We start from the raw sequence: 14,499 nt of genomic DNA, 5'->3' as shown, positions 1-14,499 counted from the left end.
CCAGGTCCTTTCGCTCGGTCCGTCCGCGAACTCTGTTCGCAGACGCACAAGGCTAAGCGCAAAGCGGCCTGCCGCGCAAATTTTACCCTATTTCATTGAAATATATAGGAAAGCCGCCTGGCACTGGCCGGCGGCTTTCGCTGCGCTGCAACATTTCCCGGGGGCAAGCCGTCAGAAAATGTCGAAGATCTCGCCCAGCAGGCTCTCGCGCTTCTTCCTGTGCGGCTTGTACTCGGCGCGCGCATTGGGACGATAGTCCTCGCGCTCGCGTTCGGAATGCTCGCGGCGCGGCTCGGGGCCGCGCGCCTCGGCCTCGGCGCTCTTCTCGATGATCTTGTCGAGCTCGCCGCGATCGAGCCAGACGCCGCGGCATTTGGGGCAGTAGTCGATCTCCACGCCCTTTCGCTCGGTCATGACGAGGGTCTCGTTGTCGACGGGGCACTTCATGTCTGGCTCCTTGCTCGCACGGGCGGCGTCGACAAGGACATAAGACATGTCCGCGCCGCTACAAGATCGCGCGGAACGCCCGGTGCGAAAAAGACGTTGGACACACCGAATGCCGGCCGCCGCGCCGGCCCAAGCGGGCGCCCGCCCGCCAGGCAGATCACGGAGAGAGACACCATGGCGCTTTCCTCGCTCAAGGACGTCTATATCGACCAGCTGCAGGACCTCTACAGCGCGAACCGGCAGTCCCTGCAGGTCACGCGGATGCTGGAGACCGCGGCGAAGAACGAGGAGCTGAAGAAGGCCCTCAGCCGCGGCATCGACGGAATCGGCGCCGGGCTGGAAACCATGTCCGAGATCGTCAAGGGCCATAACGAGGATCCCACCGACGAGTTCTGCAAGGGCATGCAGGGCCTGGTCAACGAGGCCAAGGCCCACGCCATCGAGGCGCGGTTCACCGACGACGACGCGCGCGATGCGATGATCATCGCGCAATACCAGCGCATGGTGCACTACGCGATCGCCGGCTATGGCTGCGTGCGCGCCTATGCGAGCCGGCTCGGTCTCGAGGCGGAAGCCGACAAGATCCGGAAATGCCTCGACGAAACCGCGCAGGGCGATGAGACGATGACGAAGATCGCCGAGACCAAGGTCAACAAGAAGGCCGCGTAGCGCCGCCCCTTACCGGGAGCTTTCGAGCGCCGCGGCACACGCCGCGGCGCTCGCCCATGCCCACTGGAAATTATAGCCGCCGAGCCAGCCGGTTACGTCGACGCACTCCCCGATGAAATGGAGTCCCGGCACGTGCCGGCTCTCCATCGTCTTCGAGGACAGCCCGTCCGTGCCGATCCCGCCGGCCGTCACCTCCGCGGTGCGCCAGCCCTCGGTACCCGAGGGCGTGACCGCGAAGGCCGAGAGCGACGCGGCGACGCGCTCGAGTTCGCCGTGGGAGGTCTCCGCAAGCCGCCCCCCGGACTGGACGAGGCCGCGTCCGGCGAGATAGTCCACCAGGCGCCTGGGCAGGCGCGTCTCCAGCGCGCCGGCGAGGCTGCGCATGGGGAATTCTTCCTTCAGCGCCTTCAGCGCCTGCGCGCCGTCCTCTCCGGCGAAGAAGTCGATCGCCACGCGCTCGCCCTCGCGCCAGTAGGAGGAAACCTGCAGCATGGCCGGTCCCGACAGGCCGCGATGGGTGAACAGCATCGCCTCGGTGAAGGCGGGCCCCTGCGCCTGCGCCCTGACCGGCGCGGCCACCCCGGCGAGCGCGGCGAACTCCTCCTTCAGCCGGCCTTCCACCGTGAACGGGACGAGGGCCGGGCGCGGCGTCACCAGGGCGTGCCCGAAGCGCTCGGCGAGCTCGTAGGCGAACCCGCTCGCGCCCATCTTCGGGATGGAGAGTCCGCCGGTCGCGACGACGAGCTGGCCGGTCTCGAACGTTTCCGCGTCCGTCTCGACGCGGAAGCGGGCGTCGGCATGGGCGATGTCCCTGATTGGCGTCTGCAGGCGAAGCGCGCCGCCGCCCTTTTCCAGCTCGGCGAGAAGCATCGCGATGATCGCGCCCGAGCGCTGGTCGCAGAACAGCTGGCCCAGCGTCTTCTCGTGCCAGGTCAGGCCATGGGCGGCCATCAGGGCGAGGAAATCGGACGGCGTGTAGCGCGCCAGCGCGGACTTGGCGAAATGCGGATTCGCGCTGATGAAGCGCTCCGGCACGGTCTCCAGATTTGTGAAGTTGCACCGGCCCCCGCCGGAGATGCGCACCTTCTCCGCAGGCGCCCTTGCATGGTCGAGCACGAGCACCGAGAGCCCGGCCTGCGCGGCCCGCCCGGCGCAGAACAGCCCGGCCGCGCCCGCGCCGAGCACGATGGCGTCGTAGGTCCGTGTGCGGCTCACCGTCTGCGCGCTCCCGTGCGTGATCGGCGTGCACCTAGGCATGGGCGCGCGCCCGGTCCAGCCCTTTTCGTCAGCGCGGGGCGAACCTTTCGCGGCGTCCGGCGCGTTGGTCGGGCGCGGCCGGTCCTTCCGGCCGCGACGCTATGACCCGACGGGCAGAACAAGGAGCCTCCCCATGAAACGTACCGCATCCGCCGTCTGGACCGGCGACCTGAAGACCGGCAAGGGCCGCCTCACCACCGGCTCCGGCGTCCTCGACGGCAAGGCCTACGGCTTCAGGACCCGCTTCGAGGACGAGCCCGGCACAAATCCGGAAGAGCTGATCGGCGCGGCCCATGCGGGGTGCTACGCCATGGCGCTGTCGATGATCCTCGGCCAGAAGGATCTCACCGCCGAGGTGATCAACGCGAAGGCCGACGTGACGATCGAGCAGGTCGAGGGCGACTTCGCCATCACCAGGTCCCACCTCACCGTGCGCGCCAAGGTGCCCGGCGCCAGCGAGGACGCCTTCAGGCAAGCCGCCGAGGCCGCCAGGAAGGGCTGCCCGGTCTCCAAGGTCCTCAAGGCCGAGATCACGATGGACGCGAGCCTGGAGGGCTGACGGCTCGGGTACCGGGGGAGGACGGGACCGCCCGCCCCCCTGGGGGGCAGGCGCTCTCGCGGCCGGGAGGGCGGGGTCCTACCGGGTCTCCCAGCCCTTCTCCTTCAGGAAGTCGACGAGGCGCTTGAGCGGCGGGTATTCCTTGCGGAGCGCCTGGATGTCGGCGGCATAGCCCTGGTCCTCGAACCAGCGGTACATCACCGTCATCTCCTCGCCGGCCTCGCGCTCGAACCGGTCCCAGGGCACCTGCACGTACTCGATGTCGCGGCCCATGACGCGGGAGAAGACCTGGGCGGTCTCCTTCATGGTCAGCTCGTCGCCGGCGAGTTCGACGGCGCGCCCGGCCCACTTGTCCTTGTCGGCGAAGGCGAGCGCGGCGAAGGCCCCGATATCGTCGACCGCGATCTGCTGCAGCCTGGTCTCCGGGTTGAGGGGCTGGGGCAGCTCGCCCGTCTCGATGAGGTCCTTCAGCCTGTCCTCCCAGTTCTCCATGAAGAAGACGGGGCGAAGGATCGTCGCATCCAGGCCTAGCGAGCGGATATGGCCCTCGATCGCCCACTTGCTCTCGAAATGGGGAACGCCGCTATCGCGGTCCGCGCCGCCCACCGAGCTGTAGACGAAGTGCTCGACGCCGGCATCGCGGGCGGCCTCGGCGAAGGTGCGGCCCTGGCGCACTTCAGCGTCCGTGCCGCCGGCCTGCCAGGGATTCTGCACCGAATAGGCGCCATGGACGCCGCGCAGCGCCTCGTCGAGCGAGGCGCGGTCGTCGAAATCGGCCTCGATCCATTCGATCTTCGCCACGTCCGGGCCTTCGCGCCCGGCCTTGTCCCGGTCGCGGGTCATGGCGCGCACGCTGAAGCCGCGGGCCATGAGATGGCGCGCCACGGCGCCGCCCTGGCTGCCGGTCGCGCCGCTCACGAGCATGGTCCTGTCGCCGGTCTGGGCCATGAAGGGGCTCCTTCGCATTGCCTGTCTGAAGCGCTAACGCGGCCCCGCCGGACGCGGTTCAGCCGCCGGCACAGCGCCCGTCGTGCCCGAAAAGCGCGCAGACGTGCCCGTGATCCGGGCAGGATTGTGCATTTGCGAACAGAACTCCGGCCGGGCGCTTCCCCCCGCGCTGCGCCGCGCCAAGGCTCGCCGGACGACAGACCTGCATGGGGAGCCGAGCCATGACCGAGACCGTGTTTGCCGCCGGAGACGTTGCCTGGGTGCTGACCGCCTGCGCGCTGGTGCTGATGATGACCGTGCCGGGCCTTGCCCTGTTCTACGGCGGCATGGTCAGGCGCACCAACGTGCTGTCCACCCTGATGCAGGCGCTGACCGCCGCCGTGCTCGTCACGCTCGCCTGGGTGATCGCGGGCTATTCGATCGCGTTCGGCGGGGAGGGCGCGCTGTTCGGCGGGTTCTCGAAGCTGGGCCTGTCCGGGGTCGGGCTCGACTCCGCCTCCGGTGCCCTGCCGGAGACGGTCTTCATCCTGTTCCAGCTCACCTTCGCCATCATCACCGTGGCGATCATCGCCGGCGCGGCGGCCGAGCGGCTGAACTTCGCGGCCTGGGTCGTCTTCGTGCCGGTCTGGCTGCTGCTGGTCTACGCCCCGATCGCGCACTGGGTCTGGGGCGGGGGATTCCTGCACGCCGCGGGCGTGCTGGACTTCGCCGGCGGGGCGGTGGTGCACATCAATTCCGGCGTCGCCGGGCTGGTGCTCGCCCTGAAGCTCGGCCCGCGCCGGGGCTGGCCGCGCGAGGGCCAGCCGCCGCACAATCTCGTCCTCACCGTGATCGGGGCGGGCCTGCTATGGGTCGGCTGGTTCGGCTTCAACGGCGGCTCGGCGCTCGGCGCGGGCGCGCTCGCCGGCCACGCGGCGCTGGTCACCCAGATCGCCGCGGCGGCCGCTGCGCTCACCTGGGCGGGGCTGGAATGGGGCATCAAGGGCAAGGCGAGCGTGCTCGGCGCGGCCTCGGGCGCGGTCGCCGGCCTTGTCGGCGTGACCCCGGCCGCGGGCTTCGTGGAGCCCTACGGGGCCCTGCTCATCGGCGTGCTGACTGCGGCGGCGGCCTTCGTGGCGGTGGGCTGGTTCAAGCGCTGGTTCGGGTATGACGACAGCCTCGACGCCTTCGGCCTGCATGGCATAGGCGGGCTCGCCGGCGCGATCCTCACCGGGGTGTTCGCCAGCTCGGCCATCGGCGGGACGGGCGGGCTCGTGGAGGGCAATATCGGCCTGGTCTGGACGCAGACCTGGGGCGCGCTCGCCGCGGCGGGATATTGCGCGGTCGCGACCTTCCTCATCCTGTGGGTGATGGAGCGTTTCATGAGCCTGCGCGTCGATCCCGAGGACGAGATCACCGGCCTCGACGTGGCGCTGCACGGAGAGAGTGCGTGAGGGCCTACTCCTCCGCCTCCGCCGCTCGTGCCGCCTTCGCCGCCTCGGCGGCCTCCTGCTGGGCCTGGCGGCGCTTGCCCTTGCCCTTGCGGGGCTTCTCCCTGCGCGCCTCCTGCCCGGCGTGGAGCGGCGGGATCGAGCCGCCGTCGATCACGACCATGACCTCGCCCCTCGTGCCGCCCGCGAAGCGCTCGGCCAGCGCCGGCAGGGGCGCGCGCACGGTCTCCTCGTACGTCTTGGTGATCTCCCGGCACACCGCGCCCTCGACCTCGCCGTAGATCTCCGCGGCGTCCTTGAGGAAGTCGGCGAGGCGGTGCGGGGCCTCCATGAGGATGAGCGTGCAGCCATGCCTTGCCGCATCGGTCAGCCAGTTCCTGCGCTGACCCTCCTTCCTCGGCGGGAAGCCCAGGAAGACGAAGCGGTCGGGCGGGAAACCGGACAGCACGAGTGCGGCGAGCACCGCGGACGGGCCGGGCACCAGCTCGACCCGGAAGCCGGCCTCGCGCACCGCCTGCATCACCCGGTAGCCCGGATCGTTGATCACCGGCATGCCGGCGTCGGAGACCAGCGCCACGCTCTCCCCGCGCTCCATCAGCGAGACGATCCCGGCCGCGCTGGCGCGCTCGTTATGGTCGTGGCAGGCGATGATGCGCTTGTCGGCTATCTGATAATGATCGAGCAGGGTGCGGGTGACCCGCGTGTCCTCGGCCGCGATCGTGGAGACCTGCGACAGCACGCGGACGGCCCGGTAGGACATGTCCTCCAGGTTTCCGATCGGGGTGGCGACGAGATAGAGGACGGGCTCGGACATGACCTCTCCATAGCAAAAGGCCGACCCGGGTCCAGCCCGGATCGGCCCTTATCGTCCCGGATGCGACGTGCTTCAGAGCACCTTGGACAGCGCCTTCATCAGAAGGTCCGGCCGCCGGCCCAGCAGCACGCCGACGGCGAGCATGGCGCCGGTAGTCTCGATCGGCTTCTTCTGCATGGACTCCTCCAGCAGCGCGATCAGCCCGGCGATGGGGGCGGGCGGCTCGTCCTTCTTCTGCTCCTGGATGGACAGGAAGGCGATCGCGGCGAGCGACGCGAGGATCAGATAGGCGCCCGCGACCACGGCGCTCGCGATCGTCACCGACCAGGTGACCGCGAGCCACATCCACAGGGCATGCGTGCCGAAGATGACCGCGACCAGCGGCCCGGCGCAGGCGATGATGAGAAGGAATACCCGCAAGGCGTCACCCCGCCTATTTGCGCATCAGGAGGGCGGCGATGAAGCCGACGCCGAGCGCCGCGCCGCAGGCCGAGAGCGGGTTGTCGCGGATATAGTCGCGCACGTCGCTGCCATAGGACTCGATCTCGTCCTGGGCCTGGCTCGCGGCCTTGCGCGTGCGCTTGATACCCTTCTCGGTTTCCTGCTCGGCGATCTTGGACAGATCCCCGACCAGCTTGTCGACGTCCTTGCGTAAGGCTGCGATATCGTCCTTCACGGCACTTATCTCCACATCGTTGCTGGCGGTCTGTCGGGTGGCCATCTCGGTCTCCCTTTCTGTAACGGGTCTGCGGGCCATCAGCGGTAGGGCTCGCCTTCCTCCTCGGGCGCCTCCTCGACGGCATCGGCGGCCTCCTCGGTGGCCTCTTCCATTTCCTCGCCGGCTTCGTCGAGTTCCTCGCCGGCTTCCTCCATCGGGCCTTCCTCTTCGGCCTCGCAGGCGGCGATCAGCATGAACGCGCTGGAAAACAGCGTCGCGAGAAGGGTGCGCATGTCGGTCTCCTTGATCTGTGTGCGTGTCCGGGGCGGCCTATCTCGGCGCCCGGCCTCTCAGCGCGCCGGCCAGGAGGGCCACCACGAAGAGGATGAGGAAGATGAAGAACAGCCATTTGGCGATCGTCGCGGCGCCCGCGGCGATGCCGCCGAAGCCGAAGATCGCCGCGATGATGGCGATGATGAAAAACGCGAGGGCAAGTCTCAGCATGTCCGGTCTCCTGTCGGGCCGTGAGTTACAGGTCCTGACCGAACAACTAGGAGCGGGTTTGATGGTTCCGCCGCGGCACCGCAAAACAAGACGGCGGCCCCGGCAGAATTCCGGGACCGCCGCCGGTTTGTGCGCATCTGGGCTTGGGGGACAGGGTGCGCACAGGGGAAGCAGGAGGGTTGATCTTCGTCCTCGCGCCCCGGAACGCGCCGGATCGCGAAAGGCTCCCGCCGGCTGCTGCAAATCTTGCAAACTTTTTGCCGCGCTCCTTCGCCTCGGCTAGGAACGCGCCATGTTCGACCCCGTCCCGCGCACCCGCGACCTCGTCCTGATCGGCGGCGGCCACGCCCATGGCGTGATGCTGCGCATGTGGGCGATGAAGCCGCTGCCCGGCGTGCGCGTCACCCTCGTCAATCCCGGCCCGGAAGCACCCTATACCGGCATGCTGCCCGGCTATGTCGCGGGCCACTACGCGCGCGAGGCGGTCGAGATCGACCTCGTGCGCCTGGCCCGTTTCGCCGGTGCGCGCATCGTTCTCGATGCGGCCGTCGGGCTCGATCCCGAGCGCCGGCAGGTCGCGCTGAGATCGCGCCCGCCGCTCGAGTTCGACATCTGCTCGATCAATATCGGCGTCTCGGCGCGCTCCGGCCTGTCCGGCAGCGGGCACGCATCGCACCGCGTCAAGCCGATGCAGGGCTTCGCGAACGCCTGGGACGCCTTCCTCGCCGAGGTGGCGGCCGGGCGCACGCCGCCCCATGCGGTGGCGATCGGCGGCGGGGTGGGCGGGTGCGAGCTGGCGCTCGCCATGGCCCACCGCCTGCGCGGTGCGGTGCGCGATGCCAGGGCGGTGAAGGTCGCCGTCGTCGAGCGCAACGCGGCCATCCTGCCGAACGACGCCGCCGCCCTGCGGCGCGAGCTCGCCCGGGCGCTCGCCCGCGCGGACATCGCGGTCCATGCCGGGGTGGAGGCCGGGCGCGCCGCGCCCGGAATGCTGCGCCTGACCAGCGGCGAGGAAATCCCTGCCGCCTTCATCGCCTCGACCGCCGGGGCCGAGCCGGCCGGCTGGCTGCAGGACACCGGGCTCGCCCTGGAGGACGGGTTCGTGCGGGTCGACCCGTATCTGCGATCGGTCAGTCATCCCCACGTCTTCGCCGCCGGGGACATCGCCCATCTCGGGCACGCCCCGCGCCCGAAGGCCGGGGTCTATGCGGTGCGCGCGGGAAAGGCGCTGCACGCGAATCTGCGCGCGGCCCTGTCGGGCCGGAAGCTGACGCGCTTCGAGCCGCAGGCCGATTATCTCAAGCTGGTCAGTCTCGGCGAAAAGCGCGCGGCCGCGGAGAAGTGGGGCCTTGCCCTCTCGGCCCGCTGGCTGTGGCGCTGGAAGCACCTCATCGACACCCGCTTCATGGCGCGCCTGTCCGACCTGCCGCAGATGGCTCCGCCCGAGCCCGTCGAGGGTCCGGTCGCGGAGGGCGTGCGGGCGCTCGAGGCCGGGGCGCCGCTGTGCGCGGGTTGCGGGTCGAAGCTCGCCCGCTCCGCGCTCGCCGAGGCGCTGGCGGCGCTTCCCGCCCCGTCGCGCGCCGACGTGCTGGCCGGGGCAGGCGACGACGCGGCGGTGCTGAGATGGGGCGAGGCGGGTGCGCAGGTCGTCACCACCGATCATTTCCGTGCGTTCACGCAGGACGGCTATGTCCTGGGGCGCATCCTCGCCGTCCATGCGCTCGGCGATGTCTGGGCGATGGGCGCGCGCCCGCAGGCCGTGCTCGCCCAGATCACCCTGCCCAGGCTGTCCGCCGCACTGCAGACGCGCACGGCGCGCGAGTTCCTGTCGGGCGTGCAGTCCATCCTGGCCGAGGCCGGGGCCGATCTCGTCGGCGGCCATACCAGCCAGGGGGCGGAGTTCACGGTCGGCCTCACCGTCACCGGCCTTGCCCCGGACGGGCGTGCGATCGGCATCGGCGGGCTGAAGCCGGGTGAGGCGCTGATCCTGACCAAGCCGCTGGGCACCGGGGCGATCCTGGCCGGGGAGATGCGCGGGCAGGCCAGGGGGCGCGACTATGCCGCCGCGCTCGAGGCCATGCAGCGGGCCAACGGGCGCGCGGCGGAGATCCTCGCCCCGCATGCGAGCGCGATGACGGACGTGACCGGCTTCGGCCTGGCCGGCCATCTTCTGGCGATGTGCGAGGCTTCGGGGACCGGCGCGCGGGTGGCGCTCGACCGGGTCCCGGCCCTGCCGGGCGCGCTCGATCTGATCGCGGCCGGCGTGACCAGCTCGCTGCACGCCGACAATGCCCGCGCCGCCGGCGCGATCGAGGCGGAGGCGGGCGTTCTCGGGGGCGCGAAGGCCCAGCTCCTGTTCGATCCCCAGACCGCCGGTGGCCTGCTGGCCGGGGTGCCGCGCGAGAGGGCCGGCGACGTGATCGACGCGCTGATCGAGGCCGGCTACCCGGCCGCGATCGTGGGCGAGGTCGCCGGCGGGGCGGGGCGCATCGCGCTCGCCTAGCGGGGGGCGGGCCTCCTGCGCGCCACCGCGATGCCGGCGAGGATCACGGCGAGGGCGAGGAAGGCGTTGAGGCCGAGCGTCTCGCCGAGCGCGACGCCGATCAGCGCCGCGACCACGGGAACCACGTAGTTGATCATGGCGATGAAGGCCGCCCCGACCTTCCTCGCGATCATCATGTAGACGATGCCGGCGAGCGCGGTCGGGAACAGGCCGAGGACCAGCACCGCGCCGAGCGAGGCCGCGCTGGGGGCGAGGGCGGGCCCGGCCATCGCGTCGAAGGCCGCGAGCGGCGCGGCGAGCAGGGCGGCGCAGATCATCGATCCGGCCGCCACCGCGCTCGGCGCCATTTCCGGCATGCGCTGATAGGCGATGGCGTGGGTGGCATAGCACAGCGTCGCGGCGAGGATGGCGAGCTGGCCGAGGAAATCGGCCTCCAGCATGCCGGCGAGCGCGGCCGGCCCGGTCAGCATCACGATGCCGGCAAAGCCCATCAGGAAACCGGCCGCCTTCCACGCCGTCAGCCTCTCGTTCGGCAGCACGAAATGGGCCGCGGCGATGATGGCGAGCGGGGTCATGCCCATCAGGATGCCCGCCACGCCGGAGGGCACCGTGGTCTGTCCGGCGGCGATGAGGGTGAAAGGAAGGGCGTTGCCGAACAGGCCGAGCGCGGCGAGCCAGAGCCAGCGCGGATCGGCGAGCGGGGGCAGGCGCCGCCGGCGGTAGACCATCCAGGCGGTCAGCGCGAGGGCCGCCACGGCGAGGCGCCCGAAGGCGACGAGGGAGGGCGGCAGGGTCTCCACGCCCACCCGGATGAAGGCGAAGGCCGATCCCCACACCAGGGCGAGCACGACGAGCCCGCCCCAGCCCTGCACGCCCGGACGCTCCGGCGTCACGCGAGCGCGTCCTTCAGCGCCGCGGCGAAGCGCGCGATATCGGCCTCGTCATTGTAGATGTGGGCCGAGACGCGAAGCCGCGGCCCGCGCTGGGAGACGTGCACCTTCTGCGCGGCGAGGCGCGCGAGCAGGTCGCCCGGTGCGCCGCCGGGAAGGGTCAGGGCGAGATAGTGCGCGGCCCGCTCGGGCGTGTCGGCGGCAAGGCCCAGCGGCTTCACCGCCTCGACGATGGCGTCGGACAGCTCGCCGAGGCGCGCCTCGATCGCGCGCACGCCGAAGCCGTTCAGCAATTCGAGGGATTCGATCGCGGCCGGCAGGAGCTGGAAATTGCCGCGCTCGCCCATGTCGAAGCGCCGCGCGCCGGGATCGTATCCGTCGCGGTACTGCGTCAGTCCGGCGAAATCGGACGAGCCCTCGCGCCCGATCCAGTTCTCCTCCAGCGGCTCGCCGTTCTGGTGGCGCGGCGCGGCGTAGAGCATGCCGGTCGAGTAGGGCCCCAGGAGCCATTTGTAATTGGCCGCCACGGCGAAGTCGGGATCGACGGTCCCCGCGTCGAAGGCCTGCACGCCCAGCGACTGGGTGAGGTCGAGCACGAGATGGGCGCCGAATTCCCGGCAGCGCCGGGAGACCGCCTGCAGGTCGATCCGCCCGCCATCGATCCAGTGCGTGCCCGCGCAGGCGACGAGCCCGGTCTGGGGTCCGATCGCGGCGAGCAGCGCCTCGCTCCAGCTCTCCCCCTCGCGGCGGTTCACCGTGCGGATCCGCGCCCGGTCGCGCTCGGCCATGCGCCGCCAGGGATAGACGTTGGAGGGGAACTGGCCGTCCAGGAGCAGGATCTCCTGGCCGGCGCCGACCTTGAGATTGCGCACGGCGGTCGCGATGCCGTAGCTCGCCGCGGGCACGATCGCGACGTCCTCCTCGCGCGCCCCGAACAGGCGCGCGCCGGCGCGGCGGAAGGCGTTCGGCACGGCGAAGAAGTCGGTCGGGACGTCATAGTCCCACGGCGCGGCCTTGCGCGCGTAGCTGCGCTCTCCCGCCGCCACGGCGGCGCGCGGCAGCGGTCCCATGTAGGCGGCGTTCAGCCAGACACGCTCGCGCGGCAGGTCGAACAGGGAACGGGCGTCGGCAAGCTGGATCATGGCCCGAGCGGGTAGGCCCGCTTCCGCTTCCGGTCAAGCGCGGAAAGGCCCGCCCGCGCAGATCGCCGCACCGGTCCGCCTTCCCCCTTTTCATCACCTGCCCGGCGTCGCACAGTGCGCCTTCCTGCCAGCCGGACGAATCCCTCCCATGACCCAGAAGCCCTCCACCCGCCCTGCCGATCCACGCTTTTCCTCCGGGCCGACGAAGAAGCGGCCCGGCTGGGAGCCGGCCGCGCTCGCCGGCGCCCCGCTCGGGCGCACCCATCGCGGCGGCATCCCCAAGGCCCGCCTCGCCGAGGCGCTGGAGCGCACCGCGGCGGTGCTGGAGATCCCGGACGATTACCGGGTCATCCTAACCCCCGCCTCCGACACCGGGGCGCTGGAAGGGGCGATGTGGTCGATGCTGGGCGCGCGCGGCGTCGACGTCTTCGCGTGCGACGAGTTCGGCAAGCGCTGGCTGACCGACGCGAAGCAGGAGCTGAAACTCTCCGACCTGCGCACCTTCTGGGCCGATTACGGCAGCGCGCCGGACTATCGGCAGGCCGATTTCGACCGCGACGTGATCTTCACCTGGAATGCGACGGCCTCCGGCGTGCGCATCCCGGACGGCGACTGGATCGCCCCCGACCGCACCGGGCTGACGATCTGCGACGCGACCTCGGCGGCCTTCGCGATGGACCTGCCCTGGGACAAGCTCGATGTGACGACCTTCTCCTGGCAGAAATGCATGGGCGGGGAGGCCCAGCACGGCATCGCCGTGCTGTCCCCGCGCGCCCGCGAGCGGCTGCGCGACCATCGCCCGTCATGGCCCGTGCCGCGCGTGCTGCAATGGTTCGAGGCCGGCGAGGAGGACAGCAAGATGTTCGAGGGCTCGACCATCAACACGCCCTCGCTCCTGTGCACCGAGGACTATATCGACGCGCTGAAATGGGCCGAGCGCGAGGGCGGGGTCGGCCGGCTCGTCGCGCGCACCGACGCCAATTACGCCGCGCTCGCGCAATGGGCCGACGGTGCGGACTGGATCGATTTTCTCGCGGCCGACCGCGCCATCCGCTCGCACACCTCGGTGACGCTGAAATTCTCCGGCGCCGATCTGTCCGGCAGGACCGAGGAGGAGCGCTGGGCGGTGTCGCGCGCGATGGGCGCGCTGCTCGACCTGGAGGGGGCGGCCTTCGACATCATCCCCCATCCCAAGGCGCCGGCGGGGCTGCGCATCTGGTGCGGCCCCACCGTGGACGCCGACGATCTCGCCGCGCTCGGCCCCTGGCTCGACTGGGCCTATGGCGAGGCGCTGGCGGGCGCAGGCGCGTAGGCGCTTCCCCGTTCGCGCGGGAGATACTAAGGTGCCGCCCGATAAACCATCTCCGGGGGATGCCGAACCATGATTCGCCTGCTTGCCGGGGCGCTCGCCGCCTCCGCCCTCACCGCTGCGGCCGCGCACGCCCAGCTCGAAGAGGTCCGCGTCGGCCTCGTCGCCCACGATGTCGTCGACCATGCCGAGGACGGGCCCCAGGTCTCGATCGAGCTCCTGTGGGACACGCCCGAATTCCTCGAGCCGATCTGGTCGCCCGAGCCCTATCTCTACGGCTCGTTCAGCACCCAGGGCTATACCAATCTCGTCGCGACGGGGCTGGCCTGGGATGGCGACATCACAGAGCGGCTCGAGCTCGAGTTCTCGTTCGGGATCTCCTACAATGACGGGGTGGACGACATCGTCCATCTGCCGCCCGACGATCCCTACCGGATCGAGACGGCGAGCACGCGCGCCCTGCTGGGCTCGCGCTGGCTCTGGCGCACCCAGCTCGGCGCCGACTACATGGTCACCGAGCGCTGGAGCGCGGGGGTGTATTACGAGCACTTCTCCCACGGCCAGATCCTCGGCAACGGCCGCAACCAGGCCCTCGACGAGGTCGGCGTGCGCATCGGCTGGCATTTCGGGGATTGAGACCGGCGGCCAGGCCGACCGGAAGAGCCCGGCTCCGAGCGAGCCGGGCTTTTCGCTGACTTCCCATCCCCTACTCGAACGCGAAGGCCGGCGCCTCCTCGATCGCGGGACCCGTCGCGTCCGGCCCGGGCTCCGCGCCGTTCGGATCCTCCGCGATCGGGACATAGGAGCCGATGAACCAGTCGTTCCAGGTCTCCGCCTCGGCGTCGTACTGCTTGAAGTGCTGGATGACGTGACCGTTTTCCAGCGGCGTCCAGACGCCGCGGAAGGCGGCGCTGGAGCTGCCTTCGTCGTTGAAATAGGTGATCTCGCCGTCGAGCTGCATCTGGCCGGCCGCGTTCAGCCCGCCGGAATAATCGATATAGAGATTGGCGCTCATCCAGATCTGGCGCCAGTCGCCGGTGGCGGGATCGACATAGTTCATCGAGGTGCCGTCGCCGCCGCCGGCGGAGAACCACTCCTCGAGAAGAAGGCAGCCGCCCGAGCGCCTGGAGATGAAGTTCTGGCCGGCGAACCGCCCGTCGCGGCCATAGACGTTCCAGTCGCCGACCCAGAAGTCGAAATCGTCATGGGCCGGGTAGGCCCCGCAGCCCTGCGGGCCCCGGGGCGCTTCGGACGCCTCCTCCTGGGCGAGGGCGGGCGCGGCGAGAAGCGAGGCGGTGAGGGCAAGGCTCGTCGTGATGCGCATGGTCTGTCCCCTGTCGGTCGATCACGCCAGTCTGGCCGAAGGGTG

At 70.6% G+C, this 14,499-nt stretch carries 17 protein-coding genes; 6 read left to right on the top strand and 11 right to left on the bottom strand.

Going from position 1 to position 14,499, the window contains the following annotated elements:
* Nucleotides 1-171: 171 nt before the first annotated feature.
* Nucleotides 172-447 carry a TFIIB-type zinc ribbon-containing protein gene (locus JW792_RS10325; protein WP_135997264.1) on the bottom strand — a complete coding sequence of 92 codons (276 nt, stop codon included), beginning with the start codon at nt 445-447 and terminating at the stop codon, nt 172-174.
* 174 nt (nt 448-621) lie between these two features.
* Here JW792_RS10325 and JW792_RS10320 point away from each other — a divergent pair, with 174 nt between their 5' ends.
* On the top strand, nt 622-1,116 hold the full coding sequence (locus JW792_RS10320) for a DUF892 family protein (protein ID WP_135997263.1): 495 nt from the start codon (nt 622-624) through the stop codon (nt 1,114-1,116).
* Between the two features lie 9 nt (nt 1,117-1,125).
* On the opposite strand, the gene JW792_RS10315 is transcribed toward JW792_RS10320, so the two are convergent.
* Complete coding sequence (locus JW792_RS10315; RefSeq protein WP_241094947.1) at nt 1,126-2,331, bottom strand: BaiN/RdsA family NAD(P)/FAD-dependent oxidoreductase; 1,206 nt, start codon at nt 2,329-2,331, stop codon at nt 1,126-1,128.
* A gap of 175 nt (nt 2,332-2,506) precedes the next feature.
* On the opposite strand from JW792_RS10315, the gene JW792_RS10310 reads away from it, so the two are divergent.
* A complete protein-coding gene (locus tag JW792_RS10310; RefSeq protein ID WP_135997261.1) occupies nt 2,507-2,932 on the top strand; it encodes an OsmC family protein in 426 nt (141 codons plus the stop codon).
* A 78-nt stretch (nt 2,933-3,010) separates the two neighbouring features.
* On the opposite strand, the gene JW792_RS10305 is transcribed toward JW792_RS10310, so the two are convergent.
* Entirely contained in the window at nt 3,011-3,880 is an 870-nt protein-coding gene (locus tag JW792_RS10305) for an NmrA/HSCARG family protein (protein ID WP_135997260.1), read from the bottom strand.
* Nucleotides 3,881-4,101: 221 nt separating this feature from the next.
* Between JW792_RS10305 and JW792_RS10300 the strand changes: the two genes are divergently transcribed.
* Nucleotides 4,102-5,313, top strand: a complete 1,212-nt coding sequence (locus JW792_RS10300; protein ID WP_135997259.1) for an ammonium transporter — start codon at nt 4,102-4,104, stop codon at nt 5,311-5,313.
* Nucleotides 5,314-5,317: 4 nt separating this feature from the next.
* Here the strand turns inward: JW792_RS10300 and rsmI are convergent, their stop codons facing one another.
* From rsmI to JW792_RS10275, 5 genes are all read right to left on the bottom strand, one after another.
* Complete coding sequence (rsmI, locus tag JW792_RS10295; protein ID WP_135997258.1) at nt 5,318-6,124, bottom strand: 16S rRNA (cytidine(1402)-2'-O)-methyltransferase; 807 nt, start codon at nt 6,122-6,124, stop codon at nt 5,318-5,320.
* A gap of 72 nt (nt 6,125-6,196) precedes the next feature.
* Nucleotides 6,197-6,544, bottom strand: a complete 348-nt coding sequence (locus tag JW792_RS10290) for a BTB/POZ domain-containing protein (RefSeq protein ID WP_135997257.1) — start codon at nt 6,542-6,544, stop codon at nt 6,197-6,199.
* 13 nt (nt 6,545-6,557) lie between these two features.
* A complete protein-coding gene (locus JW792_RS10285) occupies nt 6,558-6,845 on the bottom strand; it encodes an ElaB/YgaM/YqjD family protein (RefSeq protein WP_135997256.1) in 288 nt (95 codons plus the stop codon).
* 35 nt (nt 6,846-6,880) lie between these two features.
* Nucleotides 6,881-7,075 carry a hypothetical protein gene (locus JW792_RS10280; protein WP_135997255.1) on the bottom strand — a complete coding sequence of 65 codons (195 nt, stop codon included), beginning with the start codon at nt 7,073-7,075 and terminating at the stop codon, nt 6,881-6,883.
* A 37-nt stretch (nt 7,076-7,112) separates the two neighbouring features.
* The gene (locus JW792_RS10275; RefSeq protein ID WP_135997254.1) at nt 7,113-7,286 is read right to left on the bottom strand and encodes a DUF1328 family protein; all 174 of its coding nucleotides are present in this window, start codon (nt 7,284-7,286) and stop codon (nt 7,113-7,115) included.
* A 292-nt stretch (nt 7,287-7,578) separates the two neighbouring features.
* On the opposite strand from JW792_RS10275, the gene selD reads away from it, so the two are divergent.
* Nucleotides 7,579-9,789 carry a selenide, water dikinase SelD gene (gene selD / locus JW792_RS10270; protein ID WP_135997253.1) on the top strand — a complete coding sequence of 737 codons (2,211 nt, stop codon included), beginning with the start codon at nt 7,579-7,581 and terminating at the stop codon, nt 9,787-9,789.
* Here the strand turns inward: selD and JW792_RS10265 are convergent.
* Nucleotides 9,786-10,682: a DMT family transporter gene (locus JW792_RS10265; RefSeq protein WP_135997252.1), complete on the bottom strand. Its 897-nt coding sequence runs from the start codon at nt 10,680-10,682 to the stop codon at nt 9,786-9,788. The genes selD and JW792_RS10265 overlap by 4 nt on opposite strands.
* The gene (locus tag JW792_RS10260; RefSeq protein WP_241094946.1) at nt 10,679-11,821 is read right to left on the bottom strand and encodes an aminotransferase class V-fold PLP-dependent enzyme; all 1,143 of its coding nucleotides are present in this window, start codon (nt 11,819-11,821) and stop codon (nt 10,679-10,681) included. The genes JW792_RS10265 and JW792_RS10260 overlap by 4 nt, the downstream gene beginning before the upstream one ends.
* Nucleotides 11,822-11,969: 148 nt before the next feature.
* On the opposite strand from JW792_RS10260, the gene JW792_RS10255 reads away from it, so the two are divergent.
* Nucleotides 11,970-13,133: a phosphoserine transaminase gene (locus JW792_RS10255; RefSeq protein WP_135997251.1), complete on the top strand. Its 1,164-nt coding sequence runs from the start codon at nt 11,970-11,972 to the stop codon at nt 13,131-13,133.
* Between the two features lie 69 nt (nt 13,134-13,202).
* Nucleotides 13,203-13,766: an acyloxyacyl hydrolase gene (locus tag JW792_RS10250; protein ID WP_135997250.1), complete on the top strand. Its 564-nt coding sequence runs from the start codon at nt 13,203-13,205 to the stop codon at nt 13,764-13,766.
* 70 nt (nt 13,767-13,836) lie between these two features.
* Here JW792_RS10250 and JW792_RS10245 read toward each other — a convergent pair whose 3' ends face one another.
* Nucleotides 13,837-14,454 carry a hypothetical protein gene (locus JW792_RS10245; protein ID WP_135997249.1) on the bottom strand — a complete coding sequence of 206 codons (618 nt, stop codon included), beginning with the start codon at nt 14,452-14,454 and terminating at the stop codon, nt 13,837-13,839.
* Nucleotides 14,455-14,499 lie beyond the last annotated feature (45 nt).

Source organism: Marinicauda algicola (assembly GCF_017161425.1).
GTDB lineage: Bacteria > Pseudomonadota > Alphaproteobacteria > Caulobacterales > Maricaulaceae > Marinicauda > Marinicauda algicola.
This window is presented reverse-complemented; position numbering and strand designations above follow the sequence as displayed.

Coding starts and splice junctions, on each gene's coding strand:
- JW792_RS10300 (WP_135997259.1), top strand. CDS start 4,102: ATGACCGAGACCGTGTTTGCCGCCGGAGACGTTGCCTGGGTGCTGACC.
- JW792_RS10260 (WP_241094946.1), bottom strand. CDS start 11,821: ATGATCCAGCTTGCCGACGCCCGTTCCCTGTTCGACCTGCCGCGCGAG.
- JW792_RS10310 (WP_135997261.1), top strand. CDS start 2,507: ATGAAACGTACCGCATCCGCCGTCTGGACCGGCGACCTGAAGACCGGC.
- selD (WP_135997253.1), top strand. CDS start 7,579: ATGTTCGACCCCGTCCCGCGCACCCGCGACCTCGTCCTGATCGGCGGC.
- rsmI (WP_135997258.1), bottom strand. CDS start 6,124: ATGTCCGAGCCCGTCCTCTATCTCGTCGCCACCCCGATCGGAAACCTG.
- JW792_RS10250 (WP_135997250.1), top strand. CDS start 13,203: ATGATTCGCCTGCTTGCCGGGGCGCTCGCCGCCTCCGCCCTCACCGCT.
- JW792_RS10305 (WP_135997260.1), bottom strand. CDS start 3,880: ATGGCCCAGACCGGCGACAGGACCATGCTCGTGAGCGGCGCGACCGGC.
- JW792_RS10280 (WP_135997255.1), bottom strand. CDS start 7,075: ATGCGCACCCTTCTCGCGACGCTGTTTTCCAGCGCGTTCATGCTGATC.
- JW792_RS10275 (WP_135997254.1), bottom strand. CDS start 7,286: ATGCTGAGACTTGCCCTCGCGTTTTTCATCATCGCCATCATCGCGGCG.
- JW792_RS10325 (WP_135997264.1), bottom strand. CDS start 447: ATGAAGTGCCCCGTCGACAACGAGACCCTCGTCATGACCGAGCGAAAG.
- JW792_RS10320 (WP_135997263.1), top strand. CDS start 622: ATGGCGCTTTCCTCGCTCAAGGACGTCTATATCGACCAGCTGCAGGAC.
- JW792_RS10245 (WP_135997249.1), bottom strand. CDS start 14,454: ATGCGCATCACGACGAGCCTTGCCCTCACCGCCTCGCTTCTCGCCGCG.
- JW792_RS10255 (WP_135997251.1), top strand. CDS start 11,970: ATGACCCAGAAGCCCTCCACCCGCCCTGCCGATCCACGCTTTTCCTCC.
- JW792_RS10285 (WP_135997256.1), bottom strand. CDS start 6,845: ATGGCCACCCGACAGACCGCCAGCAACGATGTGGAGATAAGTGCCGTG.